The 15,261-nt window shown below is 71.6% G+C and carries 14 protein-coding genes; 10 read left to right on the top strand and 4 right to left on the bottom strand.

Annotated elements, in window-relative coordinates; genetic code table 11:
- Window positions 1–9: 9 nt before the first annotated feature.
- Together AB0F77_RS36835 and AB0F77_RS36830 are read right to left on the bottom strand one after the other, a co-directional pair.
- On the bottom strand, window positions 10–1,377 hold the full coding sequence (locus AB0F77_RS36835; protein ID WP_361957087.1) for an amidase: 1,368 nt from the start codon (window positions 1,375–1,377) through the stop codon (window positions 10–12).
- Between the two features lie 30 nt (window positions 1,378–1,407).
- Window positions 1,408–2,064 carry a TetR/AcrR family transcriptional regulator C-terminal domain-containing protein gene (locus tag AB0F77_RS36830; RefSeq protein WP_361957084.1) on the bottom strand — a complete coding sequence of 219 codons (657 nt, stop codon included), beginning with the start codon at window positions 2,062–2,064 and terminating at the stop codon, window positions 1,408–1,410.
- A 187-nt stretch (window positions 2,065–2,251) separates the two neighbouring features.
- Between AB0F77_RS36830 and AB0F77_RS36825 the strand changes: the two genes are divergently transcribed.
- Together AB0F77_RS36825 and AB0F77_RS36820 are read left to right on the top strand one after the other, a co-directional pair.
- Window positions 2,252–3,727, top strand: coding sequence for an aldehyde dehydrogenase family protein (locus AB0F77_RS36825; protein WP_361957081.1), 1,476 nt, complete (start codon window positions 2,252–2,254; stop codon window positions 3,725–3,727).
- 107 nt (window positions 3,728–3,834) lie between these two features.
- Window positions 3,835–4,437, top strand: coding sequence for an ester cyclase (locus AB0F77_RS36820; protein WP_361957078.1), 603 nt, complete (start codon window positions 3,835–3,837; stop codon window positions 4,435–4,437).
- A 109-nt stretch (window positions 4,438–4,546) separates the two neighbouring features.
- Here the strand turns inward: AB0F77_RS36820 and AB0F77_RS36815 are convergent, their stop codons facing one another.
- Both AB0F77_RS36815 and AB0F77_RS36810 read right to left on the bottom strand, forming a co-directional pair.
- Window positions 4,547–5,341 carry an SDR family oxidoreductase gene (locus AB0F77_RS36815; protein ID WP_361957075.1) on the bottom strand — a complete coding sequence of 265 codons (795 nt, stop codon included), beginning with the start codon at window positions 5,339–5,341 and terminating at the stop codon, window positions 4,547–4,549.
- A 95-nt stretch (window positions 5,342–5,436) separates the two neighbouring features.
- Window positions 5,437–6,882 (bottom strand): amidohydrolase family protein, encoded by a 1,446-nt coding sequence (locus AB0F77_RS36810; RefSeq protein ID WP_361957072.1) that lies wholly within the window; start codon window positions 6,880–6,882, stop codon window positions 5,437–5,439.
- Window positions 6,883–7,262: 380 nt separating this feature from the next.
- On the opposite strand from AB0F77_RS36810, the gene AB0F77_RS36805 reads away from it, so the two are divergent.
- The 8 genes from AB0F77_RS36805 (at window position 7,263) to AB0F77_RS36770 (ending at window position 15,259) form a co-directional block, all read left to right on the top strand.
- Window positions 7,263–8,063: an IclR family transcriptional regulator C-terminal domain-containing protein gene (locus tag AB0F77_RS36805; RefSeq protein WP_361957069.1), complete on the top strand. Its 801-nt coding sequence runs from the start codon at window positions 7,263–7,265 to the stop codon at window positions 8,061–8,063.
- A 118-nt stretch (window positions 8,064–8,181) separates the two neighbouring features.
- Window positions 8,182–9,372 carry a CaiB/BaiF CoA-transferase family protein gene (locus AB0F77_RS36800; RefSeq protein ID WP_361957066.1) on the top strand — a complete coding sequence of 397 codons (1,191 nt, stop codon included), beginning with the start codon at window positions 8,182–8,184 and terminating at the stop codon, window positions 9,370–9,372.
- Complete coding sequence (locus tag AB0F77_RS36795) at window positions 9,365–10,222, top strand: citryl-CoA lyase (RefSeq protein WP_361957063.1); 858 nt, start codon at window positions 9,365–9,367, stop codon at window positions 10,220–10,222. The genes AB0F77_RS36800 and AB0F77_RS36795 overlap by 8 nt, the downstream gene beginning before the upstream one ends.
- Entirely contained in the window at window positions 10,215–11,078 is an 864-nt protein-coding gene (locus AB0F77_RS36790; RefSeq protein ID WP_361957060.1) for an extradiol ring-cleavage dioxygenase, read from the top strand. The genes AB0F77_RS36795 and AB0F77_RS36790 overlap by 8 nt, the downstream gene beginning before the upstream one ends.
- Complete coding sequence (locus tag AB0F77_RS36785; RefSeq protein ID WP_361957057.1) at window positions 11,075–11,434, top strand: hypothetical protein; 360 nt, start codon at window positions 11,075–11,077, stop codon at window positions 11,432–11,434. Before AB0F77_RS36790 ends, AB0F77_RS36785 begins: the two co-directional genes overlap by 4 nt.
- Window positions 11,435–11,636: 202 nt before the next feature.
- Window positions 11,637–14,180 (top strand): discoidin domain-containing protein, encoded by a 2,544-nt coding sequence (locus AB0F77_RS36780; protein ID WP_361957054.1) that lies wholly within the window; start codon window positions 11,637–11,639, stop codon window positions 14,178–14,180.
- 191 nt (window positions 14,181–14,371) lie between these two features.
- Window positions 14,372–14,749 (top strand): hypothetical protein, encoded by a 378-nt coding sequence (locus AB0F77_RS36775; protein WP_361957051.1) that lies wholly within the window; start codon window positions 14,372–14,374, stop codon window positions 14,747–14,749.
- Between the two features lie 90 nt (window positions 14,750–14,839).
- Window positions 14,840–15,259, top strand: coding sequence for a MerR family transcriptional regulator (locus AB0F77_RS36770; protein ID WP_361957048.1), 420 nt, complete (start codon window positions 14,840–14,842; stop codon window positions 15,257–15,259).
- The last annotated feature ends 2 nt before the right edge of the window (window positions 15,260–15,261 follow it).

Raw genomic sequence — 15,261 nt, 5'->3', positions numbered from 1 at the left:
CCGGGCCGGCTACCGGGGCCACCGCCGCTGCACCTCGGGCAGGGCGTCCGTCAGCAGACGGGCCGCGGCCAGGGCCGTGGAGTCCCGGCCCCAGGCCGCGGTGATCTGCACACCCACGGGGAGTCCCGCGTCGTCGAAGCCGGCCCGTACGACACACGAGGGCAGGCCCGTCAGACTCTGCAACGCGGTGTACGCCATCACCCGCTCCCGGAACTCCACCGCCTCCGGGGCGTCCGGCACGGCGTCGTGGCCGATCGGGGCCGGGGACACACCGGAGACCGGCGTCAGCAGCACGTCGACCCGCCCCAGCACCCGCCCCGCCAGCGCGGTCGTCAGGGCCCGGTCGCGCTGGGCCTGCGCGTACCGCTCGAACGGGATCGCCGCGGACCGCTCGGCCCGGTGGCGGACCCCGGGGTGGTAGCCGGCGGCGCGGTCGGGCCACAGCCCCGCCGCCCGGTGCACGGCGGCGGCCTCCGCCCCGATGCACGTCGCCATGGTCGGGTACAGCGCGGGCGGCGGGGGCGAGTCCACCCGCTCGATCCGCGCGCCCGCGCCCTCCAGGGCGGCGACGGCGGCGTCGAACACACGGGTCGTGGCGGGCGTGCGCGGCGCCTGGTGGGACTGCTCCCACAGGCCGACCGTGAGCGGGGACCCGGGGGTCCGCGCCGCACCGCCCGGTGCGAGGACCGACAGCAGCAGCTCGAGGTCGGCCACCGTCCTCGCCATGGGCCCCACCGTGTCCAGCGACGGGGCCAGCGGGAACACCCCGTCCGCCGGCACCGCCCCGAACGTCGGCCTGAGCCCCGCCACCCCGCAGAACGCGGCCGGTATGCGGACGGACCCCGCCGTGTCGGTGCCCAGCGCGAGCGGTGCGAGCCCGGCGGCGAGGGCCGCGGCCGAGCCCCCGCTGGAGCCGCCCGGCACCACCGCGGGGTCCCACGGATTGCGTGTCGGGCCCGCGATGCCGCCGTCGGTGGTGATGCCCCAGGCGAACTCGTGGGTCGCGGCCTTGCCGAGCACGATGCCGCCCGCCGCGCGCACCCGTGCCACCACGGTCGCGTCCCGCGGCGGGACGTGCCCGGCGAACAGGGCGGACCCGTAGGTGGTGGTCCGCCCCGCGGTGTCGATGAGGTCCTTGACGACGACGGGCACCCCCTCCAACGGGCGGGCCCGGCCCGCGCGATGGCGCTCCAGCGCCTGCCGTGCCCCGGCGCGGGCGGGCTCGGCGTCGACGGCGAGCAGCGCGTTGAGCCCGCGCCGGTGCTCCGCGCGTTCCAGCAGGGTGTCCACGACCTCCACGGGGGACAGCCGTCCCCGTGCGTACTCCTCGGTCAGCTCGACGGCGGACAGACGGGCGATCGCGTCGTCATCGGCCACGGCGGCCCCTTCGGTCGGGGGCCGCCGCCGTCAGACGTCGGCCCGGTACTGGTAGTGACTGACGAACATGTCGACACCGGCGGTGATCAGGCGCTCACGGGTCTCCGCGTCCACGGGGTCGCCGTAGGCGCCGTAGACGAGGTTCGGGGACACCACGAGCCCGGAGAGCTGGAGCACGGCCAGGTCGACGTCGGCGATGCTCAGGCGGTGCGAGGCGACCAGCCGGCGCAGGGCGTCGGCGACCACGGGGTGGAAGCGGCGCGGACCGCGCTCCCGCCATGCCTCGCCGACCTCGGGGAAGCGGCGCACCTCGCCCGCGACCAGGTTGCGCAGGCTGATCATGTCGGGTGCGGCGATGCCCGCGACCCAGGCGCGGCAGGCGTCGATCAGGTCCTCACGGACGTGCGAGGACTGTGCCAGCCGGGAGGCGACCAGGTTGACGGGCTCCTCCAGCGCGTGGTCGAGCTCCTCCCCGATGACCGCGACGAACAGCGCCTCCTTGTTGCCGAAGTGCTTGTACACGGTGGCCTTGGTGGTGACCGCGGTCGCCGCGACCGTGTCCATGCTGGCCTCGAAACCCTCCGCCAGGAAGGTGTTGCGCGCCGCGTCCAGGATGCGTCGCCGCAGCTCCTGACCGCGGGGCCGCCGCTGTCGTTCCTCGGGTGCGGCGGTGGCTCGGCCCGGCATCAGACTCCCCATTCACTGCCCTTGCGCTGAAGGACAGCAGCATACCGGCGGGTTGCCGGCACTCTCGGGATTCCGCCGCCCTTCACTATACTATACGGTATAGTCTACATTCATCGCGTCGCCCCCCGGGACCGGTTCCCGGCGTGTGGGCGCCCGGCGCGCTTCCTGGAGCGGAACGGAGTTCGGCATGACACGGACCGGCGAGACCGTCGCGGTCACCACCTACGGCCACTTCATCGGCGGCGAGTGGATCCGCTCCGAGAAGACCTTCGACGACTTCGAGCCGTACTCCGGGGAGGTGTACGCGCAGATATCGGCCGGCGGCGCCGAGGAGGCGGAGCGGGCCGTGGCGGCGGCCAACGCGGCCTTCCCGGACTGGGCGGCGCTGCCCCCGGCCGCCAAGGCCGACCTCTTCCTCGCCGCGGCGCGGATCGTGGAGGAGCGCCGGAAGGAGATCGCGGAGGTCATGGCCCGCGAGACGGGCTGCACCCTGCCGTTCGCCGACTTCCAGCAGGACCTGGTCAAGGCGATGCTGCGCCAGGCCGCCAACTGGGTCTACCTGCCGGCCGGGGAACTCCTCCGGACCGACGCCCCCGGTACCTACTCCACGGCCGTCCGCCGGCCGCTCGGTGTGGTCGCCTCGTTCACACCCTGGAACGGGGCCAACGTGCTCGCCTGGCGCACCGTCCTCGCGCCGCTGGCCGCGGGCAACACGGTGGTGGTGAAGCCCTCGGAGGAGGCGCCGATCTCCGCCGGTCTGATCGTCGCCCAGGTCGCCGAGGCGGCGGGCTTCCCGCCCGGTGTCGTCAACGTCGTCACCCACGCCCCCGGGGCGGCCGGTCCGATCGCCGACCGCTTCTTCGAGGACCCCGAGGTCCGCTGCATCAACTTCATCGGCAGCGTGCCCACCGGACGCATGCTCGCCGAGCGCGCCGGACGTGAACTGAAGCGCTCGGTCATGGAGTTGGGCGGATTCAACCCGCTGATCGTGCTGGACGACGTGGTCCTCGACGACGCCGTGCACGTGGCCGTCTACAGCGCCTTCATCCACCAGGGCCAGGTCTGCCTGAACGCCCGCCGCATCTTCGTGCAGGAGAGCCTGTACGAGGAGTTCCTCGCGCGCTTCACGGCCCGCACCCGCGAGCTGGTGTCCGGCGACCCGCACCGACCCGGCACGTTCATCGGGCCGTTGATCAACGACCGGGCCCGTGATCTCGTCCACGCCCGGGTCACCGAGGCGGTCTCCAAGGGCGCGCGCCTGGTCACCGGAGGCACCTACGACGGCCGGGTCTACGAGCCCACGATCCTGGTCGACGTCCCCGACGACGCGACCGTGGCCCAGGAGGAGACCTTCGGTCCCGTGGTCCTCGTCCAGCCCGTCGCGGACGCGGAGGAGGCCGTCGAAATCGTCAACCGGTCGCTGTACGGACTGACGGCGTCCGTGCTGTCGGGCGACACCTACCGTGCCCTCGAACTCGCCGGACGCATCAAGTCCGGCGCCGTGCACATCAACCTGCCCACCGTCAACGACGAGATCCAGGCGCCGATCGGCGGGGTGCGGGACAGCGGCTGGGGACGCTCGGGGCCGTACGCCCTGGCCGACTTCACCGATGTGATCTGGGTGAACGCCCGCCGCGACCTGCCGACCGACCTGCCGGTCTGACGGACCGTCACCCACGTTTCCCCCGTTCTCTCCGGTTCTCCCTCTCTCCTTCCTGCTCCTTCTCGCACCTTTCCTTCTGTTCGACCGATCCCGACCGAGGAGTCGTCATGGAACGTCGTTCGCTGATCAAGGGCGGAGCCGCCGCCTTCGGCGCGCTCGCCCTCACCGCCGTCGCCGAGGGAACCAGCCTCGCGGCGACCTCCCACAACCACCCGAGCCTCTACCCGGACCCGGCCACCACCCCCGTGCCGAACCCACCCTTCCCCGCCAACCTCACGGCGGTCGAGCGCTACCACCTGGAGAAGTTCGACGAGCTGGACTTCGAGATCTTCACCCACGCCGACTGGGCGCGGCTGGGTGAGAGCCACGCGCGGAACATCCGTGTGCACTGGCCCGACGGACACTTCACCGACGGCATCGACAAGCACATCCAGGATCTGGCCGCGCTGTTCGTCTGGGCACCCGACACCCGTGTCGAGTCGCACCCGTTCCGGGTGGCCAAGAACGAACTGACCGCCGTCACCGGCGTGATGCAGGGCACCTTCACCCGGCCCATGCCGGACGGCAACGGCGGCTTCATCCAGCCGACCGGCAAGAAGTACGCGATCAACATGGCGACGGTCGGCATCTGGAACCGCCAGGGCACCATGGACGAGGAATTCCTGTTCTGGGACAACCAGAACTTCTTCCAGCAGCTCGGCCTGGCCTGACCCACCCCGCGTCGGTGCGGGTGCCCCGCTCCCGGGGGAGGGCATCCGCACCGATCGCGGTTCGGCACGGCGATACGCGGCCGTGCCCGGTGCTCGACGATCCTGTCCGTCAGGGGAGGATCGAGTCCACGTAGCCGCCGTCCACCCGCAGTGCGCCGCCCGTCGTGGCCGAGGCCTGCGGGGAGGCGAGGTAGACCACCATGTTCGCGATCTCCTCGGGCTCGATGAGCCGCTGGAGGAGCGACTGCGGCCGGTGGTTGAGCATGAACTCGCGCTGGGCCTCGTCCCACGGCAGCTCGCGGGGGACCAACTGGTGGACGAAGTCCTCGACGCCCGCCGTGTGCGTCGGCCCCGCGATCACCGAGTTGACCGTGACCCCGGTGCCCGCGGCGGCCTTGGCGAACCCGCGCGTCACGGCCAGCAGCGAGGTCTTGGTCATGCCGTAGTGGATCATCTCCGCCGGGGTGACCACCGCGGAGTCGCTCGCGATGGACTGCACCCGGCCCCAGCCGCGCTCCGTCATCCCCGGCAGGTACGCGCGGATCAGCCGGACGGCGGTGAGGACGTTGACCTCGAAGTAGCGCCGCCACTCGGCGTCGTCGATCTCCAGGGCCGGGGCGGCGCCGAAGATGCCCAGGTTGTTGACGAGGATGTCCACGTCGGGCACGACCTCCCGCACGGCCCGCTCGCCCTCGTCGGTCGACAGGTCGCCCGGCGCCGCCAGGAACAGGTCGCCGCCGGTCTCGCCGCGCAGCTTCTCCACCGCCTCCTCGGTGGACTCACGGCGCCTGCCGTTGACGGCCACCCGGGCGCCGGCCCGGCCGAGTCCGGCGGCGATCGCGTAGCCGATGCCCTGGGTGGAGCCGGTGACGAGTGCGGTGCGGTCCGACAGGTCGATGCGCATGTGCTGGCGTCCCCTTCGTGTGCGTGTCACGGGTGCCTGATCACACGTACCCGGTCGCGACCGTTCCGCACCGCACCCCACCCCACCGCGCCGGGTCAGCCGCCGTGGGTCGAGTCGCTGCGGTAGTCCGTGTACGTGTACGGGTTGTCGAGGACCTTGGTCTCCGGGATGTCGGGGTTCATGCCCTTGGCCCAGCCCTCCTCGCCCAGCGAGGAGCGCAGGTGCTCCACCGTCCGCTCGATCTCCCGGCGCGCGGCGCCCAGGTCGACGCCGACCAGCCGGTGGTCGTGCTTCACGACCCTGCCGTTCACCACGACCGTGTGCACATCGCCGCGCTGCGCCTGGAACGCCACATGGCCGTACGGGTTGAGCAGCGGGAACGACACCGGCGAGTGCTCGTTCTTGATCAGCACCAGGTCGGCCTTCCGGCCCGGCTCCAGCGTGCCCAGGTCGCCGCGGCCGAGCGCGTGCGCACCGCCCCGCGTGGCCCAGGACACCACGTGCTCGGCGCGCAGCGCGGCCTGGGTGACGGTCTCCCCGTTCTCGTGCGCCCGGAGGTGTTCGCGGGAGCGGTCGGCGCCCAGTGTGGTGCGCATCGCCGAGAAGAGGTCGCCGCTCCACCAGACGCTGGTGTCCATGGACAGCGACACCGGGATGCCGTGGGCGCGGATCGTCCAGGTGGGAGGGTAGCCCTGGCCCGCGCTCTGCTCGCTCTCCGTGGAGACGGAGACGGAGCCGCCGGTGGCCGCGATGCGGTGGTAGGAGTCGGCGGAGAGCGACGCGGCGTGCACGTAGACCGTCTCCGGCGTCATGAACCCGTTGTCGTGCATGAGCCGGATGCCGTCGTCGCCGGTGGCACCCCACACACCGGCGTGCGTGGTGACGGGCACGCCCAGTTCACGGGCCACCTCGAACGCCGGCTTCTCCGGGAAGGCGGGGTCGCCGGTGACGTCGAAGGCGAGCTGGAAGCCGAGCATGTCGTCCCCGGTGATCCGGCGGCGCACGAACTCCCGGAACTCGGGGCTGCCGGTCCACTCGGCGGGCGGCTGCTGGATGTTGCCGTACGCCAGCACGAAGCGGCCCGGCACGGACCGGAGGGCGTCCACGGCGGCGTCGGCGTGCTCGACGGTCTGCAGGCCGTGCGACCAGTCGACCACCGTCGTGACACCGGCGTCGATCGCCTCGATCGCGGCCAGCAGATTGCCCGCGTGCACGTCCTCGGGGCGGAACAGCCTGCCGGACTCCAGGTAGTACCAGACGAAGTACTGGGTCAGGGTCCAGTCGGCGCCGTACCCCCGCATGGCCGTCTGCCACATGTGGCGGTGCGTGTCGATCATGCCGGGCATCACGATGCCGTCCGTGGCGTCGATGACGGCGGTGCCCTCCGGCACCTCCAGCCCGTGTCCGACCGCGGCGATCCGGTCGTCGACGACGAGGACGTCGGCGCCCGTGAGCACCTGGCGCGTGTGGTCCATCGGCAGCACCGTCCCGCCGCGCAGGACCAGGGGCCGCCCCGGCCGGAACTCGCTCGACTCGCTCATCAGTGGACTCCTTCACCGCGGGTGCGCGACCACGGCCGGACACCTCTCCGAGTCCCGGACGAGCGTCCGCCCTGCGGTCAAATAGTGGTGGGTGTCACTCTGGGCAGGTTCCGGAGCGCTGTCAAGGAAGTACGCGGGGCCGATCGAGGCGGTCCTGGCGGGACTTCGGGGGCGGACCGTCCGCACACCGGCCGCCGGTCGGGCCGGGGAGGAGGGAGGGTGCCGGCCGTGGTGCCGGTGGACGCCGTACGACCTGCGCCTGTCCCGGTGCGGAGGGGGTGTCGTGCCATTGTCCTCGCCGTCCGTCTGGCGGACAGGTGCAGTAGGGTGACGCCCGCACCGTCCCGAACCCACCCATTCCGACATTCCGAGGAGACGTCATGCCGCGCGAGGGCACCGGACCGGACTTCATCGAGGCGCTGGCCCGCGGCCTGGAGGTGATCACCGCCTTCGCCCCGCACCGGCCCGCCATGTCGCTCAGCGAGGTCGCCGGCGCGACCGGCCTCGCCCGCCCCACGGCCCGCCGCATCCTGCTCACCCTCCAGGAACTCGGGTACGTGCGCGCGGAGGGGGCGGGCTTCACGCTCACGCCGCGCGTCCTGGACCTGGGCGTGGCCTATGTGCGGTCCATGGGGCTGTGGGACGTGGCCAGACCCCACATGGAGAAGCTGTCGGCGCAGACCGGCGAGTCCGTGTCCGTCGCCCAGCTCGACGGTTCCGACATCGTCTACGTCGCACGGGTCTCCGTACCGAAGATCGTCTCCCTCGCCGTGCAGATCGGCACCCGCTTCCCGGCCCTCCAGACCTCCCTGGGCGAGGTGCTGCTCGCCGCGCTGGACCCGGGCGAGGTGGACGCGGTGCTCGCCGAGCCCAGCCGTTCGGGCCTGGTGCCGCGCTGGCAGCCGGGGAGCGCCGAGCGCGAGGCGGAGCTGCGCGAGGTCAGGGCGCGCGGCTGGGCGCTCACCGACGAGCAGCTCACGCTGGGCATCCGCTCGGTCGCCGTGCCGCTGCGCAACGGCGCGGGACGGGTCGTCGCCGCGCTGAACGTCAACGTGCACGCGGCCGAGACCTCCGTGGAGCGCCTCCTCGACCACCATCTGCCGCTGCTGCTCCAGGCCGCGGGCGAGATCAGCGCCGACTTCGCCCGTCTGGAGACCGCGCCCCACGTCGTACGCGGCTGACCCCCGCGACCGACCCCCGCCCCCTCCCGTCGGCTCTTGACGCGTGGCGTGATCGTGTTCGAGGCTTGTTGCGGACGGTCGTCCGGAGAGCGGACGGCGCGGGAGGAGGCGGTCTCTGATGGCTGACGGCACCGGATCGGCACGGACGGGGGAGGGCGGCCCCCTGTCGGGCGTCCTGGTCGCCGACTTCTCCAGGATCCTGGCCGGCCCCTACGCCACCATGCTCCTCGCGGACATGGGCGCCGACGTCGTCAAGGTCGAGGGCCCGGGAGGGGACGACACCCGCACCTGGACGCCCCCCGTGCGCGACGGGGTGTCCACGTACTACCTGGGCGTCAACCGCGGCAAGCGCTCCGTGGCACTGGACCTGCGCGACCCCGACGACGCGGCGGCGGCCCGGGAACTCGCCCGCCGCGCCGACGTGCTGATCGAGAACTTCAAACCCGGCGGACTCACCCGCTACGGCCTCGACTTCGCGACGGTCAGGGCCGCCAACCCCGGGCTCGTCTACGCCTCGATCAGCGGCTTCGGCACCGGCGCCGGCCGCGACGTGCCCGGCTACGACCTGATGGTGCAGGCGATCTCCGGGCTGATGAGCCTCACGGGCGACCCCGACGGACCGCCCTACCGGGCCGGCATCTCGGTCTTCGACGTCATGGCCGGCAACCACGCCGTCATCGGCATCCTCGCCGCGCTGCGCCACCGCGACGCCACCGGCACCGGCCAGCACGTCGAGGTCAACCTGCTGTCGTCGGCGCTCACCGGCCTCGTCAACCACAGCTCGGCCTACGCGGCGGGCGGCGTCGTCCCCTACCGGATGGGCAACGCCCACCCCAGCGTCTTCCCCTACGAGCCGCTGCCCACCGCGGACAACGACCTCATCGTCACCGCCGCCAACGACGGCCAGTTCCGCAGGCTCTGCGAGGTGCTGGGCGTCCCGGAGGCCGCCGACGACCCCCGGTTCGCGCGCAACGCCGACCGCACCGAGCACCGCGAGGAACTGCGGCCGCTGCTGGTCGAGCGGCTGGTCACGCACGGCGCCGTCGAGTGGTTCGACCTGCTCGTCGCGGCCGGGGTGCCGTGCGGCCCCATCAACACCATCGACGGCGGCTTCGCGATGGCCGAGCGCTTCGAACTGGAGCCGATCGTGGAGGTCGGCGAGGGGGAGCGGGCGGTGCCCACCACCCGGCACCCCATCCGCTTCTCCGCGACCCCGGCCGCCTACCGGCTGCCCCCACCCGAACTCGACGAGCACGGCGCCGAGATCCGCGCCTGGCTCGGGGAACCGCAGGAGAACGGCGATGGCTGAGGAACGCCCCGTCTACCCCACCGCCCTCGGCGCGTCGTCCCCGGAGTCGATCACGCTCCTCGGCCACGACCTGGCCCGTGACGTCATGGGCCGGGTCGGCTTCGGCGAACTGGCCTTCTGGCTGGCCACCCAGCGTCGGCCGACCCCCGGCGAGACCCGGGTCTTCGAGGCCGTCCTCGCCGCGCTCGCCGACCACGGCTACACACCCACCGCGATCGTGACCCGGCTGACCTACCTGTCGGCGCCCGACTCCGTGCAGGGCGCCCTCGCGGCCGGACTGCTCGGCGGCGGCTCCCGCTTCCTCGGCGTGACCGAGGACTGCGGCCGGTTCCTGCACGACGTGCTCACCGGTGTCGACGGCCCCCTCCCGGACGACGACGCCGGATGGGACGAACTGGCCCTGCGGACCGTGCGGGAGCGGCGCGAGGCACGCCGGTTCGTCCCCGGTCTCGGCCACCACGTCCACAAGAACGGCGACCCGCGCACCCCCAGGCTCCTCGACATCGCCGCCGAGGAAGGTCTGTTCGGGCCGCACCTCGCGCTGTTCGCGGCGATCGGCCGGGTCCATCCGCGGGTGCTGGGCCGTACGCTGCCGTTGAACGGCGCGGGTGTCTGCGGCGCCGCGCTCGCCGACCTCGGCCTGCCCCTGGAACTCCTGCGCGGCTTCGCCCTGCTGGCCCGCACCGCCGGACTGATCGGCCAGCTCGCCGAGGAACTGCGCCACCCCGTCGCGAACGACGTGTTCCTGTCGGTCGACCTCAACAACCGCTCCGTCGACCCCGACCCCTACGCACCCGAGCCGCTCGGGCCCGAGCCGCACCCGCCCACCCCCGGAGGCACGCATGGCTGAACTGGTCGCGGTGATCGCGTCCACCCATCACCCCTTCTACCACCGCGCGAGCACCTCCACCGGCGAGGACCGCCCGCCGTTCGCGGACGAATGGGTGCGCAAGGTGGAGGCGTTCCGCGAGACCCTGACGAAGGCACGCCCGGACGTACTGGTGATGGTGGGCTCGGACCACTTCCACCAGCTGTGGCTGGACAACATGCCGCAGTTCCTCGTCGGCAAGGCGCCCGTGTACGACGCCAACTTCTACAACGAGGAACGGGAGTTCGGCCTGCCGAGGATGGTCCTCCAGGGGCAGGAGGACCTGTCGGCGCACATCCTGCGCGGTGGCCTGGACGCGGGCTTCGACCTCGCCTTCTCCAACGAGCTGCGCATCGACCACTCCATCACGTGCCCGATCATCACGCTGCGCCCGCAGAACGACCTGCCGATCGTCCCCGTCTACACCAACATCTTCGCGCCCCCGCTGCCCCGCCCCCAGCGCTTCGTCCAACTGGGCCGGGCACTCCGGGAGTTGGTGGAGTCGTGGCCCGAGGACAAGCGGGTGGCGATCATCGGCACCGGGCATCTGTCGCTGGAGCTGGGCGGGCCGCGGCAGTTCGGGCCCACCGGCCCCGACCCCGAGTTCGACCGCAAGGCCGTCGAGTGGATCGCGTCCGGCGACATCGAGGGCTGTCTGTCCGAGGTCACCCTCGACAGCCTCCACCTGCCGGGCAACGCCACCCACGGCTTCATGGACTTCATGCTGATGATGGGCGTGGCGGGGGAGGGGCGCAAGGCGGACTACGTCGACACGTTCGACCTCTTCCACACGATGGAGGCGTACTTCACCTGGTACCCGAAGGGCGGCCGGTCGTGAGCAAGTACCTGCTGAACAAGTTCCTGTTCACCGTCGACCGGGACCCGGAGCTGGTCGAGTCCTACCGGGAGGACCCGCGCGGCACCGTCGCGATGTGGGAGGAGCGGTACGCGAACCGCATCCTGAACTGCGTCTCGGGGGAGCGGTCCACCTGGCTGGCCTTCGACGACACCGAGCGCGAGGCGCTGGCCACCCACGACTACGTCGCACTGTTCGAGATGGGCGCCCACCCCTTCCTCACGCTCACCCTCTTCATCGGGATGTTCGAGCGGGACCACCCCCCGCTGGGCTTCCAGACCGAGTACGCGCGACGGCTCGCGCACATGTCCCTGCCGTACCCGGACATCGCGACCTGACGCGGGCCGCGGGTCTCCCGAGCGAAGCGAACGCCACTTCTTGAAGGCGCGGGCCGGTGCCAACCCCCGGCCCGCAGTCAGTAGTTGAAAGATTTCTGGTGCCGAGGGCTTGCCCGACGACTGACCTCATCAGTTAAATCAAGACGTGAACTAAGCGAAATCACGGGCCTGTTCAGCTTCTTCGCACCCGCAGGGACCTCTTATGAGACTCAGATCCTTGGGTGTCGCGCTGGCCGCCACGGCAGCGCTGATCACCCTGCCCGTCACCCAGCTGCCGGCCGCCGCGGCCGACGCACCGCTGTCCCAGGGCAAGACCGCCACCTCGTCGTCGGACGAGAACGCCGGGACCCCGGCCGCCAGTGCCGTCGACGGCAACACCGGCACCCGCTGGTCGTCCGGAGTGAGCGACGACCAGTGGCTCCAGGTCGACCTCGGCGCCTCCGCCTCGATCACCCAGGTGGTCCTCAACTGGGAGGCCGCCTACGGCAAGGACTACAAGATCCAGGCGTCCCAGGACGGCAGCACCTGGAACGACCTGAAGTCCGTCACCGGCAGCGACGGCGGCATCGACACGATCGATGTCTCCGGCCAGGGCCGCTACGTCCGGATGCAGGGCGTCCACCGCGCCACGCAATGGGGCTACTCCCTCTGGGAGTTCCAGGTCTTCGGCAGCGCCGGCGGCACCGCGCCCACCTGCGGCACGGCCAATGCCGCCCAGGGCCGGCCGGCCTCCGCCTCCTCCACGGAGAACGCGGGCACCCCCGCCTCCGCGGCCTTCGACGGCAACACCGGCACCCGCTGGTCCAGCCAGGCGTCCGACCAGCAGTGGGTCCAGGTCGACCTGGGCTCCGTGCAGAGCATCTGCAAGGTCGACCTGAACTGGGAGACCGCCTACGGCAAGGAGTTCCAGATCCAGGCGTCCACGGACGGCCAGACCTGGAACAACCTCAAGAGCGTTACCGGCGCCACCGGCGGCACGGCCTCCTACGACGTCTCGGGCCAGGGCCGCTACGTCCGCATCAACGGCACCGTACGCGGCACCGCGTTCGGCTACTCCCTGTGGGAGGTCGCCGTCCACACCGGCTCGACCACCGGGACACCCCCGGTGCAGGGCGGCGGTGACCTCGGTCCCAACGTGATCGTCGTGGACCCGTCGACGCCCAACCTCCAGCAGAAGTTCGACCAGGTCTTCGCGCAGCAGGAGTCCAACCAGTTCGGCAGCGCCCGCTACCAGTTCCTGCTGAAGCCGGGCACGTACAACGGCATCAACGCGCAGATCGGCTTCTACACCTCGATCTCCGGTCTCGGCCTCAACCCCGACGACACGCAGATCAACGGTGACGTGACCGTCGACGCCGGCTGGTTCAACGGCAACGCCACGCAGAACTTCTGGCGTTCGGCGGAGAACCTCGCCATCCGGCCCGTCAACGGCGACGACCGCTGGGCCGTCGCGCAGGCCGCGCCGTTCCGCCGGATCCACGTCCAGGGCGGTCTCAACCTCGCCCCGAACGGCTTCGGCTGGGCCTCCGGCGGCTACATCGCCGACTCGAAGATCGACGGCACCGTGGGCCCGTACTCCCAGCAGCAGTGGTACACCCGCGACAGCTCCGTCGGCGGTTGGACCAACGGCGTGTGGAACATGACGTTCACCGGTGTCCAGGGGGCCCCGGCGACCAACTTCGACAACGGCCCGTACACCACGCTGGACACCACCCCGATCTCGCGTGAGAAGCCGTTCCTCTACCTGGACGGCAACACGTACAAGGTCTTCGTCCCGGCCAAGCGCACCAACGCGCGCGGTGTCTCCTGGCCCGCCAACGCCGGCACCTCGCTCCCGCTGGACCAGTTCTACGTGGTCAAGCCGGGCGCGACCGCGGCCACCATCAACACCGCGCTGGCCCAGGGCCTCAACCTGCTGTTCACGCCCGGGGTCTACCACCTCGACCAGACCATCAACGTGAACCGCGCGAACACCGTCGTGCTCGGTCTCGGCCTGGCCACCATCGTCCCGGACAACGGCGTCGACGCCATGCACGTCGCCGACGTCGACGGTGTCCGGCTCGCCGGCTTCCTCATCGACGCCGGCAGCGCCAACTCCGACACCCTGCTCCAGATCGGCCCGAACGGTGCGGCGGCCGACCACTCGGCCAACCCGACCACCATGCAGGACGTGTTCGTCCGCATCGGCGGCGCGGGCCCCGGCCTGGCCACCAACTCCGTCGTGGTCAACAGCGACGACGTCGTCATCGACCACACCTGGATCTGGCGTGCCGACCACGGTGCGGGAGTCGGCTGGGAGACCAACCGCGCCGACTACGGACTGAAGGTCAACGGCGACGACGTCCTCGCCACCGGTCTGTTCGTCGAGCACTTCAACAAGTACGACGTGCTGTGGAGCGGTGAGCGCGGCCGCACCATCTTCTTCCAGAACGAGAAGGCGTACGACGCCCCGAACGCCGCCGCCATCAGCCACGACGGCATCGTCGGCTACGCGGCCTACAAGGTCGCCGACACCGTGAACGTCCACGAGGCGTGGGGTCTGGGCAGCTACTGCAACTTCACGGCCGACCCGTCCATCGTCCAGGCGCACGGCTTCCAGGTGCCCGTCAAGACGGGCGTCAAGCTGCACGACATCCAGGTCATCTCCCTCGGCGGCATGGGTCAGTACGCCCATGTCGTGAACAACACGGGAGCGCCCACGTCGGGCACGAGCACCGTTCCGTCCAAGATCACCCAGTTCCCCTGACCGGCCCGCCCCCCACCGCGTGCGGCGGGGGCACCGGCTGAAGCACCGCGGCACGACCGGGATCGGCGATTCCGGTCGTGCCGTTGTCATGTGACCGAAGAATTTCACGGCGGCGGCCCGTACCTCATCGGAATTTCATCGGCAGCTCAGCAGCGCGGTCCAGGATGGAAGCCGACGGCACAGCACTATCCGTGGGGGAGACAGTGACCGAGGCGGAGTTGGTGGCCACCGCGCTGGCCACGGGGGCGGCGGCCGCGCTCACCGACAGCACCCGAGGTCCCGTGCGCGAGCTGCACGCGGGCCTGCGGGACCTGCTGCGCCGACGCCTTGACGGCGACTGCGGATACGGGCTGCGGGTGCTGAACGCGTACGAGACGGACCCCGACGTGTGGCGCAACCGGTTGCTGCGCGCGCTGAACGCGGCCGGCGCCGAGTCGGACGAGGAGGTCCTCGCGGCGGCCCGCGCCGTGCTCCGCGCGGAACGCCTGCCCCGCCTCGTCGACGTGCCCGCGCTCCCCGCGGGCCGTGAGCCGGTGCGCGAGCCGGCGGGCGCCCACCCCGAGCCGTAGCCCCCGCCCGGCCGCCCGGTACACAACCGCTCCGCCGGGTCGGCACCGAGATTTGCCCTGGTGTGCGCACCAGGGTGCAAGCTGACAGTCATGAGCGACCTGATCATGCCGGACGTCGCCGTGACGGTCCCCGACGAGGGACTGCCCATCGGTGAGGCGGCGGCGGCCTGCGGCCTGAGCATCGACGCCCTGCGCTACTACGAACGCGAGGGGCTGCTCCTCTCGCCGACCCCGCGCAACGCCGTCGGCCAGCGCCGCTACCACACCCGCGACCTGCGCTGGCTGGGCGGCCTCGCCATGCTGCGCGGCACCGGCATGCACATCGGCGAGATCCGCGCGTACGTGGAACTCGCCCGCCGGCCGGGCACCGAGGCCGCGCGCATGCGGCTGCTGGAGGAGCACCGCGAGCGCGTGCGGACCCGCATGGCCGAGACCCGCCGGCATCTGGCCGCCATCGACCGCAAGATCAACGCCTATCGCGATCAACTCGCACGACCCGATCAGGAGTAGCA

The organism is Streptomyces sp. NPDC026672 (assembly GCF_040638185.1).
In the GTDB taxonomy this organism is placed as follows: domain Bacteria; phylum Actinomycetota; class Actinomycetes; order Streptomycetales; family Streptomycetaceae; genus Streptomyces.
The sequence above is the reverse complement of the archived record's forward strand: the minus strand, read 5'-3'. Positions and strand labels throughout refer to the sequence as shown.